The organism is Flavobacterium hungaricum (assembly GCF_015182285.1).
Taxonomy (GTDB): domain Bacteria; phylum Bacteroidota; class Bacteroidia; order Flavobacteriales; family Flavobacteriaceae; genus Flavobacterium; species Flavobacterium hungaricum.
Map to the genome: position 1 here is coordinate 27146 of NZ_PRDM01000008.1, position 15064 is coordinate 42209.

A 15064-nucleotide genomic window follows, 5' to 3' on the forward strand; every position below is an offset into this window, starting at 1 on the left:
TATAATATCCAAATTATGAAAAAAAATGTTACCCATTTTTTATTGTCCGCGATGGCATTCGCCTTTGTTGGATGCAGCAGTGATGACAAACCAGACGAAAACGCGAATACAATAACAATCACGCTTCAGGAAAAGTATGAGACACCAACTTTTACAGTTTTAGATATCGCTCCTTCAGATGCAGGAACAAATGCTGTTTATGAATGGATTATGACCAAAAATCCGGTAGATCAGGTTACCGATTCTATTGTAGGAAGTACCAAAGATTTACGATTTACGCCAATTTATGCTGGTTCTTACGAATTTACATTGAATGTCACGGCTGGTGATAAAAAAGGAACTAAAAATACGATTGTAAATGTGGTAAACGAAACAGCGAATTACAACGCGTACATCACCCGAATTTTTGATTTTGATCCAGCACCGGGAATGTTTGCCAACGATTTATACAAAGATGGCAATTCTAAAGAAGATGTAATGAAAACGGCTTTAGGGAGAATTGACAAAACCAGTGTGGGATATCTGTTAGATTTGGGAGGTTTTGGCGGTTCTATTGTAGTAGGATTTGATCACACTGTTGTGAATGTTTCAGGGGCTAGTGATTTTAGAATTTATGGAGGTGATGTTTCCAATCCGACAGGGGCAAAGGCAAATCCGCCGGCACCGGGACTAATTTATGTGGCGTACGACAAAAATAAAAACGGAAAACCAGATGAAGACGAATGGTATGAAATAGCAGGAAGCCAGCACACAAAATCAACTACAACCCAGAATTTTAAAGTTACGTATTATAAAAAACCTGCTGGAGAACCTTTGGTAACTGCAAGTGCGCTTTTTCTAGATTACGAACATGTTTATTGCGAAAACAACAAGGAAGAAAAGTATTATTTGGCACGACCAAGAGCCAAAAAAGAATTTTATCCGTTATGGAAAACGCAGACTTCGGTAACGTATGAAGGAACAAGACTTAATGTAGATTTTAAGACCGCACGCGCCGGACAAACAACTTTATGGTATTCTACACCTCCAGAATGGGGATATGCAAACGCTATAAATCCAGATATCGATATTGACTGGGCAGTAGATAAAAACGGAAACAAAGCCAATCTTCCAGGAATCGATTTTATAAAAGTAATCAATTGTGTGAGCGAGCCAATGGGACTTTGCCAGCAGCAATCTTCAATGGCAGCGGTATTTGCTGGAGCAGGAGATCTTCATTTGTTAAAAAAATACAATTTAAAACCAGCAAAAAACTAAGAACATGAAAAAGTATTTAAAGTATAGTTTAGTTCTAATGGCTTGTGTTTCTTTTAATGCCTGTAATAGCGATGACTCAAAAACAGAACCTGCACCAGAGCCAAAGCCCGCTGCAGATCCTGTCATTACTATAAAACTAGCGGCAGAATTTGCTATAGAACGCTATAATGTAACCGAAATTGCTCCAGAAATAACAATCGATAATGCTGAAGGAAAAACGCCAGTTTACCAATGGTCTGCAAAAGTGACAGGAAAAGACGGTGTTGTAAAAGATTCTATCATTGGCGACAGCAAAACATTATTATTTATTGTACCCAAAACGGCCGTTTATGATGTAAATCTTAAGGTAACTGTAGATAAGATCGTTAAAGAAGCAGCCACTAAAGTTACAGTTTCTGAAACAGGAAAAACATACACTGCAAAAGCATCTAAATTAATCGATTTTGTACCAGCGCCTACACATTCGATTTACAGTTATACCACAAAAGACGAAGCTTTTCAGGAAACTCAGGAAATTTTAAATAATGGAAATGCTGTTTATCTGGGAACTTATGGAGGCTATATTGTTACCGCTTTTGACCATACGGTGATTAATGCTTACGGAAAACGTGATTTTACCGTTAAAATGACAGCAGGAAGCGCAACAACTAAATATGCTCCTGTAAGCATTGCGGTGGCTTATGATGCCAATAAAAACGGAATTGCTGATGAAAATGAGTGGTACGAAATTGCTGGAAGCGAGTATTATAAAGCGACTACAGTTAAAAATTATGAAGTAACCTACCAAAAGCCAAATCCTGCTGCAATCCCTGCAGCAGGCACAGCAGCGTGGCAGTACGATACTGCTTATCTTCCTTGGAAAGATAACAAAAACGGATCTGGCAAAATTACAAAGACTACCGCCCGAAAATTTTCTAATTATTACCCAGATTGGTTAGGAGACTCCTATACCCTGAAAGGTACAAAAGTAACAGTGCCCATAAAAGACGTAAGTGATGGTGCTGGAACCGCGTTCAATGTGGGAACTTTTGAATGGGGTTATGGAGGTATCAAAGATCCTTCAATAGACATTAGCTGGGCAGTAGATAAAGAGGGTAAAAAAGTGCATTTACCAGGAGTCGATTTTGTAAAAGTGTACGTTTCTTCATTTGCAGAATTAGGAGCTAACGGTCCCTTGACCAGTATTTTTGAAGAGGTTTCAGATTTAAATTTTACACAGGCAAAATAATATACATCCCATTTGTATTTCGAGAATTGTTAACTAATACTATTAATCCCTAAAACTATAAATTATGAAAAAAGCAGTTTATTTTTTGACGTTAGGTTTGTTGTTAGGTTTTTCATCCTGCAGCAGCGATGACGATGTTTTAAGCAATGAAGCAGCAGTTTCGGTTCTTAACAAATCAGGCAGCACCGCAAAAACTGCGGTAACAGATCCTTCAATAGGAACCACTACAACTCTTAATTTGACCAGTTCGCTCTTAAGCAGCGGCACAACAACTACTGGAGGAAAGTATTGGCAGGATACCTATACATCAAATACCAATTTAACCGTTGATATTTTTAAATTTTCGCATTCTGCAACATCTACGGGATACAATTACTGGGACGGATTTATTGTTTCTAATGTAAATGATATTACCAATTACGGAGCAGCAGGTACGGGAGGATCCAATAATTGGGTCGCGCATCAATGGGGGGCAATGGCAGGAAGCGGTTTTGGCACTTCAAGCACTATCGCTGCCGGAACACCGGGAACAACCGGAGATCCTTATATTGTGGCGTATTGGTCTAGCTATATGGATCCTCAATCGCCAGAAGGAACCACTTTTAGCGAAGCAAATTTCTCTAACTGGATCAAAATTGGAGACACAGGACTTTATCAGGTTCAAGGTTTAAAGATCAATATCCATCCTTGGCCTTATTACGGTTGTTTGTATGGAGACGGATTTGCAAGAGCCTTTACATCGGGAGACCGCTTTGAATTGTTAATTTACGGAGTAGACCAATCTGGAGTCATTACCAATCCGATTGTTCATTCGTTAGCAGATTATTCGGGTTCATCTTTGGTGATGCCTACAGGCTGGGTGAATGTAAATACCACAGATCTGGGAGATTTAGGAAATGTAAAGTATTTGATTTTCCAAATGGCTTCTACAGATTCAGATCCAACGTACGGAATCAACACAGCAGCTTATTTCTGCTTGGATAAATTATCCGTAAAACGTGTTAATTAATAAAGCTAAAGAGTCATTGAAAAATGGCTCTTTGTTTTTTCAATTACATTATAATTAGAATAGAAGAATAGGGCTTTTTTAGAGTTCCAAAATAATTTTTAGAGTTCCTTTTTAAACAAATTTGAAAAAAATAAATTTAAACTCTACTAATTTGATATAATTTATATATATTTGCATGACTTATCCAGAAAGACTGAGGGAATGGCCCTGTGATGTCTTAGCAACCTGTTCGTAAATAAGGTGCTAAATCCTTCCGCAGCAGCGGATAGATAAGAGAGATTCTCATGGAAATTCTGAATAAGCTTTAAATTTTTATAACTCTATTTTAAAATTAAAATGAAAGCGAAGCTATTCTTATTACAAGCCCAATCACACCGTCTTAATTTTTCTGCGATCGAAACACAAAGTTTAGTTTTTCGAATGCGTCGTTAATTTCTCCCTTTTTTAGTTCAGTACAAAAGACCATTTCACAATAGGTCGCAGAATTTTCATGTCCAATCTTAATTATAAAAAATGAAAAAAATACTCTTAAGTTTTGCCTTAATCTTTGGTTTAGCACAAGCCCAGTCACAAGAAACCAATTTACAGCTAAAAGGAACTGTAGTCGATACAGTTGCGCAATATGTTTATTTGCAAAAGTTTCATAATAAAATGTTCACTACGATTGATTCGGTTAAAGTGAAAGACGGAAACTTTAGTTTTAAAACCAAAGTAAAAACGCCGGAATTGTATGGCTTAAGTGTAAATACAGCAAATTCGCCGTTGTACATTTTCTTGGATAAAGGACCAATTACGGTAAAACTAAATCCAAAGAAATATTACAGCGGTTCTGTAGTCGAAGGTTCTGCACCACAGCAATTGTTTGACACGTATAGAAAAAGCAATGACATAGAAATCAGCAAATTCATAACAGAAAATCCGAAGTCTATAGTTGCGGCTTATGTATTGTACAGAAACTGGTCGTACCGCTTAACTCCGGATCAGATCACGCAGAATATTGCACTTCTTGATAAAAGTCTTCACACTACAACCTATGTAAAAGAATTAAAAGAACTGGTTACCGTACTAGACGGATTGGCGGTTGGTAAAAAAGCCCCTGATTTTACGGCCAACAATCCTGATGGAAAACCAGTTCGTTTTTCTGAAAATCTAAACGGATATACTTTGGTAGATTTCTGGGCTTCTTGGTGCGGTCCTTGCCGAAGAGAAAACCCGAATATCGTAGCGGCTTACAAAGAATTTCACGACAAAGGTTTCAACATCGTGGCAGTTTCATTAGACAAAAAGAAAGAAAATTGGATAAAAGGAATTCAGGACGATCATCTGAACTGGGTTCAGGTTTCAGATCTGCTTTTCTGGAACAGTGCGGTCGCTAAGTTGTACGGTGTAAGAGCTATTCCGGCGAATTATTTAGTCGATTCTAAAGGAATTATTGTTGCGAAAAACCTTCACGGAGAAGAATTACAATCAACACTTAAATCACTTTTGAATAAATAATCCTCATTTTTTGTCCTTTAGATCCCGAAGCCTCGGAAGAAGAATCACACTCGCAGCCAAGAAGGTTAGAAAACATTATTGCCGAGTTTGCTGCGCGGTTTCTCGATTCGGTCGAAATGACAAATCAGTTTAAAACACTTTGAATTCGCTTAAAGAATTCAATACAGAATAAAATATAATAATTAAAAATGATAAGGAAATGAATGCTATTGAGACAACAACAGAATCAATCGAATTGGAATGTTACTTTTCTGATTTCAGGAAAAACGCAATAGGTATAAATCACAGTTTTGAATCGGTTTATGGTAAACAGCAGCTGCTTTATGCAGACTGGGTAGCCAGCGGAAGATTGTATGATCCGATTGAGGATATCATGCGTAATAAAATCGGACCGATGATTGCCAATACACATTCATTTTCAAGTCAAACAGGAAAAGCTTCAACTTATGCTTATCAGCATGCGAGGGATATCATAAAAAAACACGTCAATGCAAACGATCAGGATGTTTTGGTCACAACCGGAACGGGAATGACGGCCGCTTTATCAAAGTTACAGCGCATTATGGGTTTGCGAAAAAACCTTGACGAAAAAGACAAGCCTGTCGTTTTTATCACCCATATGGAACATCATTCCAATCAGGTTCCTTGGTACGAAATCAATGCCGATGTGGTGATTCTGCCTTCAGATGAAAACAATTTAGTAGCTCCCGAAGTTCTTTCGTCAGAAATAAAAAAATATGCAGACCGAAGTTTAAAAATCGGTTCGTTTACAGCTTGTTCTAATGTAACCGGAATTATTACGCCTTATCATCAATTGGCTAAAATCATGCACCAAAACGGCGGCTTTTGTTTTGTAGATTTTGCAGCTTCGGCTCCTTATGTAAAAATCGATTTGCATCCCAAAGATCCAGAACAGCAATTGGATGCCGTTTTCTTTTCGCCTCATAAATTTCTGGGAGGGCCGGGAACCTGCGGTGTTTTGGTTTTCAACGAGAAATTATACAAATCTGATTTTCCAGATAATCCCGGCGGAGGAAATGTAAAATGGACCAATCCGCTCGGAAAATATTGTTACAGCGATGTAATAGAAGTGAGGGAAGACGGAGGAACACCAGGATTTTTGCAGGTAATGAGAACGGCTTTGGCTTTGCAGTTAAAAGATCAAATGGAGGTCGAAAAAATTGCGGCAAGAGAAAAAGAACTTTTGAACCTGTGTTTTTCTAAACTGCAGCAAATACAAGGTTTGTCAATTTTAGGAGATCTTAAAAGTGACCGAATCGGTTGTGTTTCTTTTGTGATAGAAGACATTCATTATAATTTAATCGTAAGACTTTTAAATGACCGTTTCGGAATCCAGACTCGCGGCGGCTGGTCTTGCGCGAGTACGTATGCGCATTATTTGTTCAATATTGATGAGAAAAGATCCAAAGCAATTACCAACGAATTATTAGAGAAAAACCAAACCAATAAACCGGGCTGGGTGCGTTTGTCCCTGCATCCGATTATGACCAATGAAGAACTTTTGTTTATCTGCGATGCGATTCAGAATGTTGCTTTAAATTATAAAACATGGCAGAAAGATTATCGTTACAATACAGCGACCAATGAGTTTGAAAGCATTCTGATTGAAGAAAATATCAAAGAAGAGGTCGAAGAATGGTTTAGACTGGAATAATTTTTTTGCCTCAGATAAAAAGATTAGCACAGATTTTCTAAAATCATAAAAAAGAATATCCAAAAAAATAAATGAAAACAATACCAAGAAGAGTCGTAACAGGTTTACGAAACGGAAAATCTATAATAGAACAAGACGCCATTGTAACCAACGTATCAGAACATTTTCCGGGATTAATCATTTCTGATATCTGGTCTACAGACAGCACACCCGCAAAATTCGAAGAAAAAAGCATTGAAAATACCGCGTTCCCCAATACGCCGCGAAACGGAAGCTACTTTCGGTACGTGCAGATTCCACCCGACAAAGATTTAGGAATTGTCGCGCCAGAAGGACAGCCGCATCCGCTGATGCACCAGACCGATACTTTAGATTATATCATTATCATTTCGGGCGAAATCTATTTGATCGTTGACGAAGAAGAAACTTTACTGCAAGCGGGAGACATTGTAATTCAACGAGGTACCAATCACGCTTGGAGTAACCGATCCGAATTACCGTGTATTCAATTGGCTGTTTTATTAGATGCAGAATAAATCAAAAGTATAGTCGCTGCTAAGGCAAATCGGCCTTTGCAATCCCGATCGCTTTCAGAAACGGATTTATAAATGAAATCTAAAGAAATCCGCGTCACAATTTGAAGCGGGCAAACAGACCAAATTATTACGCAAAGAACGGTAAATCAACAGAAAAGAAACAAAACTAAAGAGCAATCGATATAGTAGTCTACAATTTTGATAGGATAATAAAAGTTTTAGTGATTTATGCTTTAAAATTAAAATTATCTGTTTAAATTTGCAGCCACAATGAGAAATAAGAGCCTTAATATGAAGAATTATTATTGCAGCAGCATGATGTGCTGTTTTGCTGTTATGAAATTTTCTGATCTGGCTTCGATATAAATGATATTATGTATTTCAAAAAGCCTTTCATGAATAGTTGAAAGGCTTTTTTGTTTTGTAAATCTAAATAAGAAATGATTGAATTAAAAAATGTTACCAAAACGTTTCATCAAAAAGACAGAATCGTTACGGCTTTGTCTGATGTTTCGCTTAGGGTGCCGCCAGGGAAAATCTTTGGTGTGATTGGTACGTCGGGTGCTGGAAAAAGTACTTTAATACGTTGTGTCAATTTGTTAGAAAGACCTACAGGAGGCAGTATTATCGTAGACGGAAAAGCGTTAATGCAACTATCAAACGCAGAATTGGCGATTGAAAGAAGACAAATCGGAATGATTTTTCAGCATTTCAATTTACTTTCTTCACGAACCGTTTTCGAAAATGTGGCTTTTCCTTTAGAATTGACCGGAACTTCTAAAAGCGAAATCAAAACCCGCGTTTTAGAATTGCTGCAATTGGTTGGTCTGGCAGAAAAAGCAAACGATTATCCCGCAAGTCTTTCCGGCGGACAAAAACAAAGAGTTGCCATTGCAAGAACTTTGGCCAATAATCCGAAAGTTTTGTTGTGTGATGAAGCTACAAGTGCACTCGATCCTGCGACGACGCGATCTATTTTAAATTTGTTGAAAGACATCAACAAACGTCTTAACATTACCATTTTGCTGATTACCCATCAAATGGAAGTAGTCAAATCAATCTGCGATGAGGTGGCCGTTATCAGTCACGGAAAATTGATCGAGCAGGGAAGTGTAGGCGAAATTTTTGCCGATCCAAAACACGAATTGACAAGAGAATTTATTGCGTCTTCACTACATATTGATGTTCCAGCGGTTTATCTGGAAAAATTACAAAAAGAGGATAACGGAAATTTGAATCCGTTATTGAAGCTGGAAATGACAGGGAAATCGGTAAACGAACCGGTTATTTCAGAAGTTTCAAGACTTTTTGATACCGATTTCAAAATCGTAAGCGCGCAGATGGATCAGGCAGGAGATGTAAATTTTGGTGTTATGCTGATTGAACTATCAGGAAAACGCGAAAATTACGATGCCGCGATTCAATATTTCAATTCAAAACACATTAAAACAGAAATTATAGGTTATGTCTGATTCGATTATAGATTTATTGTTAAAAGGAACATGGGAAACCATTGTAATGACCTTTGTATCGGGCTTTTTTGGTTTTTTAATCGGGCTTCCAACCGGAATTTTACTTTTCCTGACCCGTAAAAACCAAATATTAGAACAGCCGGTTTTAAACAGAACGGTATCGTTTTTAGTCAATGTTTTTCGTTCTATTCCATTCATCATTTTAATCGTTTGGATGATTCCGTTTACGCGTGCCATTGTCGGAACTTCAATTGGTGTCAGTGCCGCTTTGGTTCCGTTAAGTATTGGTGCAGCGCCGTTTATTGCCCGCTTGGTCGAAAATAGTTTGTTAAGTCTTCCGTCTGGATTAATAGAAGCCGCAAGGGCTTTGGGCGCAACGCCATTTCAAATTGTTTACAAAGTATTGCTGCCAGAAGCTTTGCCTTCGTTAATAAACGCGGCTTCCATTACCTTAATCACTTTAGTCGGATATTCTGCTATGGGCGGTGCCGTTGGAGCAGGAGGTTTAGGGCAAGTCGGTTATCAATACGGTTATATAGGTTATGATGCCGTTACCATGAATTCGGTATTGATCTTATTGGTTATTCTGGTATTTCTGATCCAGTTTGCCGGAGATTTTTTATCCAAGCGATTTGATCATCGATAGTTATCAATTAAAAATTAGGAATTAAAAATTAAAAATAGTGTTATGAAAATAAATTTTATAAAGACTTTTGGTGTTCTTGCTTTGTCATTAGTACTAGCGAATTGTGGAGAAAGTAAAAAGAACGATCCGCATTTTATTAAAGTAGGTGTGGCAACAGGACCAGAATTAAAAGTGGCCGAAGCTGCTAAAAAAGTAGCCAAAGAAAAATTTGGATTAGAAGTAGAATTGGTTTCTTTTAACGATTATGTGGTGCCAAACGAAGCTTTGAGCCAAGGCGATATCGATGCCAATGCTTTTCAGCACAAACCGTATTTAGACGAGCAATCTAAACAACGCGGTTATAAATTGGCAATTATCGGTAAAACATTTGTTTACCCAATTGCAGCTTATTCTAAAAAAATAAAAACGCTTGCTGAATTGAAAGACGAAAGCACGATTATTATTCCAAACGATCCTACAAACGGCGGCCGTTCTTTATTGCTTTTACAGAAAAACGGTTTATTAAAATTAAAAGACGGCGTTGGTTTACTGCCAAAAGTAACCGACATTGTGAGCAATCCTAAAAAACTGAAAATTTTAGAATTAGAAGCACCTCAATTGCCTCGCGCGTTAGAAGACGAAAATGTTTCAATCGCAATTATCAACAATACATTTGCTTCTGCAGCAGGATTAGTTCCTTCTCGTGATGCATTGTTTGTAGAAGACAAAGAATCGCCTTATGTAAATTTGGTGGTAAGTCGTGAAGACAATAAAAATGAAGAAAAAGTAAAACAGTTTTTACAAGCTTTTCAATCTCCAGAAGTAGAAAAAGTTGCCGAAGAACAATTCAAAGGTGGTGCTGTAAAAGGCTGGTAAAACGCTGTTTTCCAACAAATAAAAAAGCCTGTAAATGTATGTTTACAGGCTTTTTTTCGGGAAAATTATATATAAATCAAATATATTATGGCGTAATTATTTGAAGTTTTATTATTAAGAAAGTACAGTTTCAGCGATATGCGATGTTGTTTTTTGAGTAAAATTAAGCGTTAGCGGATCTAAATTTCCGTAGAAAAAAGTATCTAAAACCTGCTGAAATACAGGATCAGCATTTTCTACCTGAACAAATAAACTCATAGAAGAATGTAGTTTTCTCGCATCTAATTCGCCCAAAATAGTTTCGGCCGATTTTTTACTTAAAGTCAAAAGAAGCTTAGAGATTTCTACCAAATGTTTCCTTAAAATAGGGTGATTTAAAAAATCTTCTGCCTCTTTTAAATCTGCTACTGCATAGTAATCAGAGAGGGTGCTTTTGCCTAAACCTTTTATCTGTGGGAATATAAACCACATCCAGTTGGTTTGTTTTTTGCCTTTTTTGATTTCAGAAAAAGCAGTAAGATATAATTTATTTTGTGCGTCTAAAAAGCGGGTCAAATCATTTTTTGCGTAAATCATCTTTTGATTATGGTTTTAAATGGTTCGTAATTCTGGGAAAGCAATTATGAATTTCTTTATCCAAAAATAGATTGACAGCAAGAGCTTTTAGTTATACAATTTTCTTCCGTTTTTATATAATTATAATAAAGCCGCATTATAATTGTATAAAATCTTGTTTGTGTAGGGTAACTTATTGATAACTATTGATTTACTTCAATTGTATTTATAAGACCAATTTCTAAATCTGATAAAATCAGTGTTTATCGGCGTTTTGGGCTAGCCAATCTGTAGAATCCGCATCAAATGAAAGCAGTAAAATTTAGTATTTGCTTACAATTTCAGACCGATGCTGTTTTCCCCACGCAATCATGGCTTCTATTACAGGCGCAAAAGTTTTACAATAGGGTGTCGAAACATATTTTACCTGAATTTCGGCATCGCGGTCTTCTATGCGTTCAATCATCATGTTGAGCTCCATATCTTTCAGTTCACGCGAAAGCATTCGTGTCGTAATGCCCGGAATCGAACGTTCGATTTCGCGGAAACGATGATTTCCGTTGCAGATCGAATTGATGATCGGCAGTTTCCATTTACCGCCCAAAACGTGTAAAGTGTCTTGAAGCGCCTGTACTTCTTCTTTTTGATTTCTTTCCATCTTATTCTAATTTTTTTTTTTCGCCACGAATTCACGAATTGTTTTTTTTAAGTTTTTCCGCCACGAATTCACGAATTGTTTTTTTATTTTTTGCCACTAATTCACGAATTGTTTATTAAAGTTTTTTTTCGCTAATTCACGAATTGTTTTTTTTTTTTAAGTTTTTCCGCCACGACTCGACCGAAGGGACAGACGAAGTAATTCACAAATTGTTTAATCACTAATTATATTCATTGAGTATCAACAAATAATTAGTGTAATTAATCACATTTTTATCACATAGATTATAAAAATAAATTCGTGAATTCGTGGCTATAACTTAGCTCCTTGTCATGGATGGAATTACTTTGGTATACTTCATGATACTGGTTACAAAGTTATACCATTTTGGATTTAAATTTGTCAAATAATTTTAAAATAAATTCAAAATGAATACTTCAGAAAACAAAATAGTTGTCATTACAGGCGGTAACAGCGGCATAGGCTATGCAGCAGCAAAACAATTTAAAGCCGAAGGCGCAACCGTAATTATTACCGGAAGACGAAAGGAAGCAATCGAAAAAGCCGCTGCAGCATTAGATGCGATTCCGTTAGTGGCAGACCAATCTAAAGTTGCCGATATCGAAAAACTGGCCGAGCAGGTAAAAAACAATTTCGGTTCGGTTGACATTCTGTTTATCAATGCCGGGATCGCAGGTTTAGGCACCATCGACCAAACTTCAGAAGAATTGTACGACAGTATTATGAACGTCAATCTAAAAGGTGCGTTTTTTACGTTAAGCAAATTCATTCCGATTTTAAAAGACGGTGCTTCGGTAGTATTTCTTTCTTCAAACACCGCCAGTATGCCGGGGCCGGGAGCTTCGGTTTATTCGGCAAGTAAAACAGCTTTGAATTCGTTTATGAAATCAGCTGCACTAGAATTAGCGCCAAGAAAAATCAGAGTCAATTCGGTAAGTCCGGGACCAACTCAAACCGAAGTCATGAACAAAGTCGGTCTTGACGAAAACACCGTAAAAGGAATTATGGATGTTGTCGTAGAAAAAGTACCGCTAAAACAAATGGGAAGGGCAGAAGATGTAGCCAAAATGGTGTCGCATTTGAGCAGCGAAAATGCAGGTTTTATTACTGGCGCTGATTTTATTATGGACGGCGGGATGGTTTTGTCTTAAATTTTAAGGTGCTGAGTTGCTGAGGTTCTAAGGTTCTAAGGTGCTGAGTTGCTAAGGTTCTGAGGTTCTAAGTTACTGAGTTGCTGAGTTACTGATTTACTGAGGTGCTGAGTTACTGATTTACTGAGGTTCTGAGGTTCTGAGTTTTTTTCTTCTGATTATGAAATAAAAGTCTAAAGCTTTCGCCTTCAAATACTAAAAATAAAAGCGATCGGTTAAGATCGCTTTTTTTATTTCAAATAAGTTTGTTTGAAAAAACATCATTATAGAATGATAAACACAATATGCTCCAAAAACTACTCCATCTGCATTTACTCCATTCTGTTATGGTGTTCTTTATTATGTACGATAAATTAGATGTTTTGGATTTTACTTTCTATGAAAAAGATGATAATTATTTTGATTCTAAATAAGTTCGGTTTTTTAGAACTTTGGAAAAGTTTTCAAAAGAAATTAAAAATAAAAACTTAGTACCTTAGCATCTCTGTACTTAGAAACTATAACACATGACCATTCAGCAATTAAAATATATTGTGGCCTTAGACGAAGAACGGCATTTTGCAAGAGCTGCCGAAGTTTGTATGGTAACGCAGCCGGGACTTACCATTCAGTTAAAAAATCTGGAAGAAGAAATCGGCATTAAGATTTTTGATCGAAATAAAGTACCCTTGACACCCACCGTTTTGGGGATCGAAATTATCAATAAAGCCAAAAAAATACTTCGTGAAGTCGATGAAATTCGTGATTTTGTAATCAACGAAAAAAATCTGCTGGAAGGAGAGTTAAAGCTGGGTATTATTTCCACTTTATCGCCTTATCTGATTCCGTTATTTATTCAGGCAATGAAAGAAGCGGCGCCCAATGTACATTTTATTATTAAAGAAGGCTATACCGGACACTTAATGCGCGATTTAGAAACGGGAGCCATTGACGTTGCCATTATGGCAACACCAACCGGAAACCCGAATTTAATCGAACATGTTGTTTTTAAAGAACCATTTGTGGCGTATTTAAATCAGACGCACCCGATGGCGAATGATGAATTTTACGAAATGCAGCCTGGCGACAAAACAGAATTATTATTGCTGCATCATGAATATTGCTACAACGCACAACTGCTGGACATCTGCGGACTTAAAACATCTGATAAAATAAAGGAGCAGTTTACCTACGACATCAATTCGATAGAAACCTTAAAAAATCTAGTTCGCGCCCATTTAGGATTTGCGATTATTCCGAAACTTTCTACTATAAACGAATCGGGCGGTCTTTTTAAACCTTTCAAAGAACCCGTTCCCGTAAGAGAAATAAGTCTGGTAGTTTCCGATTCTTTCTCCAAGAAATTACTATTGGAGAAAATGAATGAAGCGATCTGGAACTGCCTTCCCGAATCACTCAAAAAAGATTTTAATTATAAAAAAATCCGCTGGAACGATTCTCCTTATTTTATAAAAGCTGTTAGTAAATAAAATTCCAATACTAAAAATTCCAAATTCCAAGTTACTGTATAGTTTGGAATTTGGAATTTTTTTATTTGGAATTTCCTCCAAATCCATTGGAATTTGGAATTTTAAAATATTGAAATTTATTTTTTAAATGATGCCTCAATAATCACATTCGCTACTTTCTCTGGCTGCGAAATAAACACTACATGACTGCCTTTAATTTCAGTAATTTTTGTGTTAGAACGTTTGTACATTGCCACCTGAATACTTGGAACAATACTTTTGTCTTCAGTTGCTACGATTCCGTAAGAAGGTTTAGTTCTCCAAGCGGCATTAGTGATAGGTGTTAAAAAACCTTGTGCATAAAAAGCACCTTGCGAAGCATACATAAAATCTGCTTGTTCTTTGCTCAAATCTCCTGCAAAACCAGCGTGGAATTTAGCTTTATCATAATATGCAATTCCTTTTTCATCTGGAGCCAATACACCATTTTCTGGAGCTGGAGGAGCAGTTTGTAGCCATTGAACAGAATTTTCGCCCTTATCAGGCTGTAAAGCTGCCACGTAAACCAAAGCCGCTACTTTTGGGTGATTTCCAGCTTCTGTAATTACAGTGCCGCCCCAAGAATGTCCCACCAAAATGGTCGGTCCGTCTTGTTTGTCTAAAGCTAAGTTGGTGGCTTTAACATCATCCTCCAAAGAACTCAAGGGATTCTGAACGATGGTTACATTATAGCCTTTTTTAGTCAAAACTTTGTATAAACCTTGCCATCCAGAACCATCTGCAAATGCACCGTGAACCAATACGACATTTTTAATTTGTGGAGCTGCTGCTTTTTGCGCGTTTACGTTTGTTACTGTTAGAAGTAAACTGAATAGTACTACTGCGAATGAGAAATAACGATTTAATATATTTAATGTTTTCATTTTATTTAGATTTTAGATTGTAATTATGATTATGATTTGTCTCAATTTTGTCATTTCGACGGAGGAGACCCGAAAGATAGCGAACAGGCGAAGCAAATCTCCGCGAGTAGCTCTACAAAGATTGGTTATATTC

The 15064-nt window shown here is 37.0% G+C and carries 15 protein-coding genes and 1 riboswitch; of the genes, 12 read left to right on the forward strand and 3 right to left on the reverse strand.

What is annotated here, in order from left to right; genetic code table 11:
* Positions 1-15: 15 nt before the first annotated feature.
* The 9 genes from C4F50_RS25125 to metQ all read left to right on the forward strand — a co-directional run bounded on the left by C4F50_RS25125 (position 16) and on the right by metQ (position 10175).
* The gene (locus C4F50_RS25125; protein ID WP_194141386.1) at positions 16-1257 is read left to right on the forward strand and encodes a hypothetical protein; all 1242 of its coding nucleotides are present in this window, start codon (positions 16-18) and stop codon (positions 1255-1257) included.
* 4 nt (positions 1258-1261) lie between these two features.
* Complete coding sequence (locus tag C4F50_RS25130; protein WP_194141387.1) at positions 1262-2485, forward strand: hypothetical protein; 1224 nt, start codon at positions 1262-1264, stop codon at positions 2483-2485.
* 64 nt (positions 2486-2549) lie between these two features.
* The gene (locus C4F50_RS25135; protein ID WP_194141388.1) at positions 2550-3494 is read left to right on the forward strand and encodes a DUF4465 domain-containing protein; all 945 of its coding nucleotides are present in this window, start codon (positions 2550-2552) and stop codon (positions 3492-3494) included.
* A 177-nt stretch (positions 3495-3671) separates the two neighbouring features.
* Positions 3672-3770, forward strand: a riboswitch (SAM riboswitch).
* Positions 3771-4007: 237 nt separating this feature from the next.
* On the forward strand, positions 4008-4991 hold the full coding sequence (locus C4F50_RS25140; RefSeq protein WP_194141389.1) for a TlpA disulfide reductase family protein: 984 nt from the start codon (positions 4008-4010) through the stop codon (positions 4989-4991).
* A 199-nt stretch (positions 4992-5190) separates the two neighbouring features.
* Positions 5191-6666 carry an aminotransferase class V-fold PLP-dependent enzyme gene (locus tag C4F50_RS25145; RefSeq protein WP_194141390.1) on the forward strand — a complete coding sequence of 492 codons (1476 nt, stop codon included), beginning with the start codon at positions 5191-5193 and terminating at the stop codon, positions 6664-6666.
* 71 nt (positions 6667-6737) lie between these two features.
* Positions 6738-7202, forward strand: coding sequence for a cupin domain-containing protein (locus C4F50_RS25150; RefSeq protein WP_194141391.1), 465 nt, complete (start codon positions 6738-6740; stop codon positions 7200-7202).
* A gap of 440 nt (positions 7203-7642) precedes the next feature.
* Positions 7643-8674 (forward strand): methionine ABC transporter ATP-binding protein MetN, encoded by a 1032-nt coding sequence (gene metN, locus C4F50_RS25155; RefSeq protein ID WP_194141392.1) that lies wholly within the window; start codon positions 7643-7645, stop codon positions 8672-8674.
* On the forward strand, positions 8667-9320 hold the full coding sequence (gene metI, locus C4F50_RS25160; RefSeq protein ID WP_194141393.1) for a methionine ABC transporter permease MetI: 654 nt from the start codon (positions 8667-8669) through the stop codon (positions 9318-9320). Before metN ends, metI begins: the two co-directional genes overlap by 8 nt.
* A gap of 42 nt (positions 9321-9362) precedes the next feature.
* Complete coding sequence (gene metQ / locus C4F50_RS25165) at positions 9363-10175, forward strand: methionine ABC transporter substrate-binding lipoprotein MetQ (protein ID WP_194141394.1); 813 nt, start codon at positions 9363-9365, stop codon at positions 10173-10175.
* 114 nt (positions 10176-10289) lie between these two features.
* Here metQ and C4F50_RS25170 read toward each other — a convergent pair whose 3' ends face one another.
* Positions 10290-10751: a DUF1810 domain-containing protein gene (locus C4F50_RS25170; RefSeq protein ID WP_194141395.1), complete on the reverse strand. Its 462-nt coding sequence runs from the start codon at positions 10749-10751 to the stop codon at positions 10290-10292.
* Positions 10752-11052: 301 nt separating this feature from the next.
* Positions 11053-11388 (reverse strand): winged helix-turn-helix transcriptional regulator, encoded by a 336-nt coding sequence (locus tag C4F50_RS25175; protein ID WP_194141396.1) that lies wholly within the window; start codon positions 11386-11388, stop codon positions 11053-11055.
* Between the two features lie 428 nt (positions 11389-11816).
* On the opposite strand from C4F50_RS25175, the gene C4F50_RS25180 reads away from it, so the two are divergent.
* The 3 genes from C4F50_RS25180 (at position 11817) to C4F50_RS25185 (ending at position 14029) form a co-directional block, all read left to right on the forward strand.
* The gene (locus C4F50_RS25180; protein ID WP_194141397.1) at positions 11817-12560 is read left to right on the forward strand and encodes an SDR family oxidoreductase; all 744 of its coding nucleotides are present in this window, start codon (positions 11817-11819) and stop codon (positions 12558-12560) included.
* A gap of 284 nt (positions 12561-12844) precedes the next feature.
* Complete coding sequence (locus C4F50_RS25795; RefSeq protein WP_255521144.1) at positions 12845-12973, forward strand: hypothetical protein; 129 nt, start codon at positions 12845-12847, stop codon at positions 12971-12973.
* A 93-nt stretch (positions 12974-13066) separates the two neighbouring features.
* Positions 13067-14029, forward strand: a complete 963-nt coding sequence (locus C4F50_RS25185; RefSeq protein ID WP_194141398.1) for a hydrogen peroxide-inducible genes activator — start codon at positions 13067-13069, stop codon at positions 14027-14029.
* A 116-nt stretch (positions 14030-14145) separates the two neighbouring features.
* Here the strand turns inward: C4F50_RS25185 and C4F50_RS25190 are convergent, their stop codons facing one another.
* Entirely contained in the window at positions 14146-14931 is a 786-nt protein-coding gene (locus C4F50_RS25190; protein WP_194141399.1) for an alpha/beta hydrolase, read from the reverse strand.
* Positions 14932-15064: the final 133 nt, after the last annotated feature.

What these genes read in the sequence shown, in the direction of transcription:
- C4F50_RS25145 (WP_194141390.1), top strand. Translation starts at nt 5,191, where the DNA reads ATGAATGCTATTGAGACAACAACAGAATCAATCGAATTGGAATGTTAC.
- C4F50_RS25125 (WP_194141386.1), top strand. Translation starts at nt 16, where the DNA reads ATGAAAAAAAATGTTACCCATTTTTTATTGTCCGCGATGGCATTCGCC.
- C4F50_RS25135 (WP_194141388.1), top strand. Translation starts at nt 2,550, where the DNA reads ATGAAAAAAGCAGTTTATTTTTTGACGTTAGGTTTGTTGTTAGGTTTT.
- metQ (WP_194141394.1), top strand. Translation starts at nt 9,363, where the DNA reads ATGAAAATAAATTTTATAAAGACTTTTGGTGTTCTTGCTTTGTCATTA.
- C4F50_RS25185 (WP_194141398.1), top strand. Translation starts at nt 13,067, where the DNA reads ATGACCATTCAGCAATTAAAATATATTGTGGCCTTAGACGAAGAACGG.
- C4F50_RS25180 (WP_194141397.1), top strand. Translation starts at nt 11,817, where the DNA reads ATGAATACTTCAGAAAACAAAATAGTTGTCATTACAGGCGGTAACAGC.
- metI (WP_194141393.1), top strand. Translation starts at nt 8,667, where the DNA reads ATGTCTGATTCGATTATAGATTTATTGTTAAAAGGAACATGGGAAACC.
- C4F50_RS25130 (WP_194141387.1), top strand. Translation starts at nt 1,262, where the DNA reads ATGAAAAAGTATTTAAAGTATAGTTTAGTTCTAATGGCTTGTGTTTCT.
- C4F50_RS25175 (WP_194141396.1), bottom strand. Translation starts at nt 11,388, where the DNA reads ATGGAAAGAAATCAAAAAGAAGAAGTACAGGCGCTTCAAGACACTTTA.
- C4F50_RS25795 (WP_255521144.1), top strand. Translation starts at nt 12,845, where the DNA reads ATGCTCCAAAAACTACTCCATCTGCATTTACTCCATTCTGTTATGGTG.
- C4F50_RS25170 (WP_194141395.1), bottom strand. Translation starts at nt 10,751, where the DNA reads ATGATTTACGCAAAAAATGATTTGACCCGCTTTTTAGACGCACAAAAT.
- C4F50_RS25190 (WP_194141399.1), bottom strand. Translation starts at nt 14,931, where the DNA reads ATGAAAACATTAAATATATTAAATCGTTATTTCTCATTCGCAGTAGTA.
- metN (WP_194141392.1), top strand. Translation starts at nt 7,643, where the DNA reads ATGATTGAATTAAAAAATGTTACCAAAACGTTTCATCAAAAAGACAGA.
- C4F50_RS25150 (WP_194141391.1), top strand. Translation starts at nt 6,738, where the DNA reads ATGAAAACAATACCAAGAAGAGTCGTAACAGGTTTACGAAACGGAAAA.
- C4F50_RS25140 (WP_194141389.1), top strand. Translation starts at nt 4,008, where the DNA reads ATGAAAAAAATACTCTTAAGTTTTGCCTTAATCTTTGGTTTAGCACAA.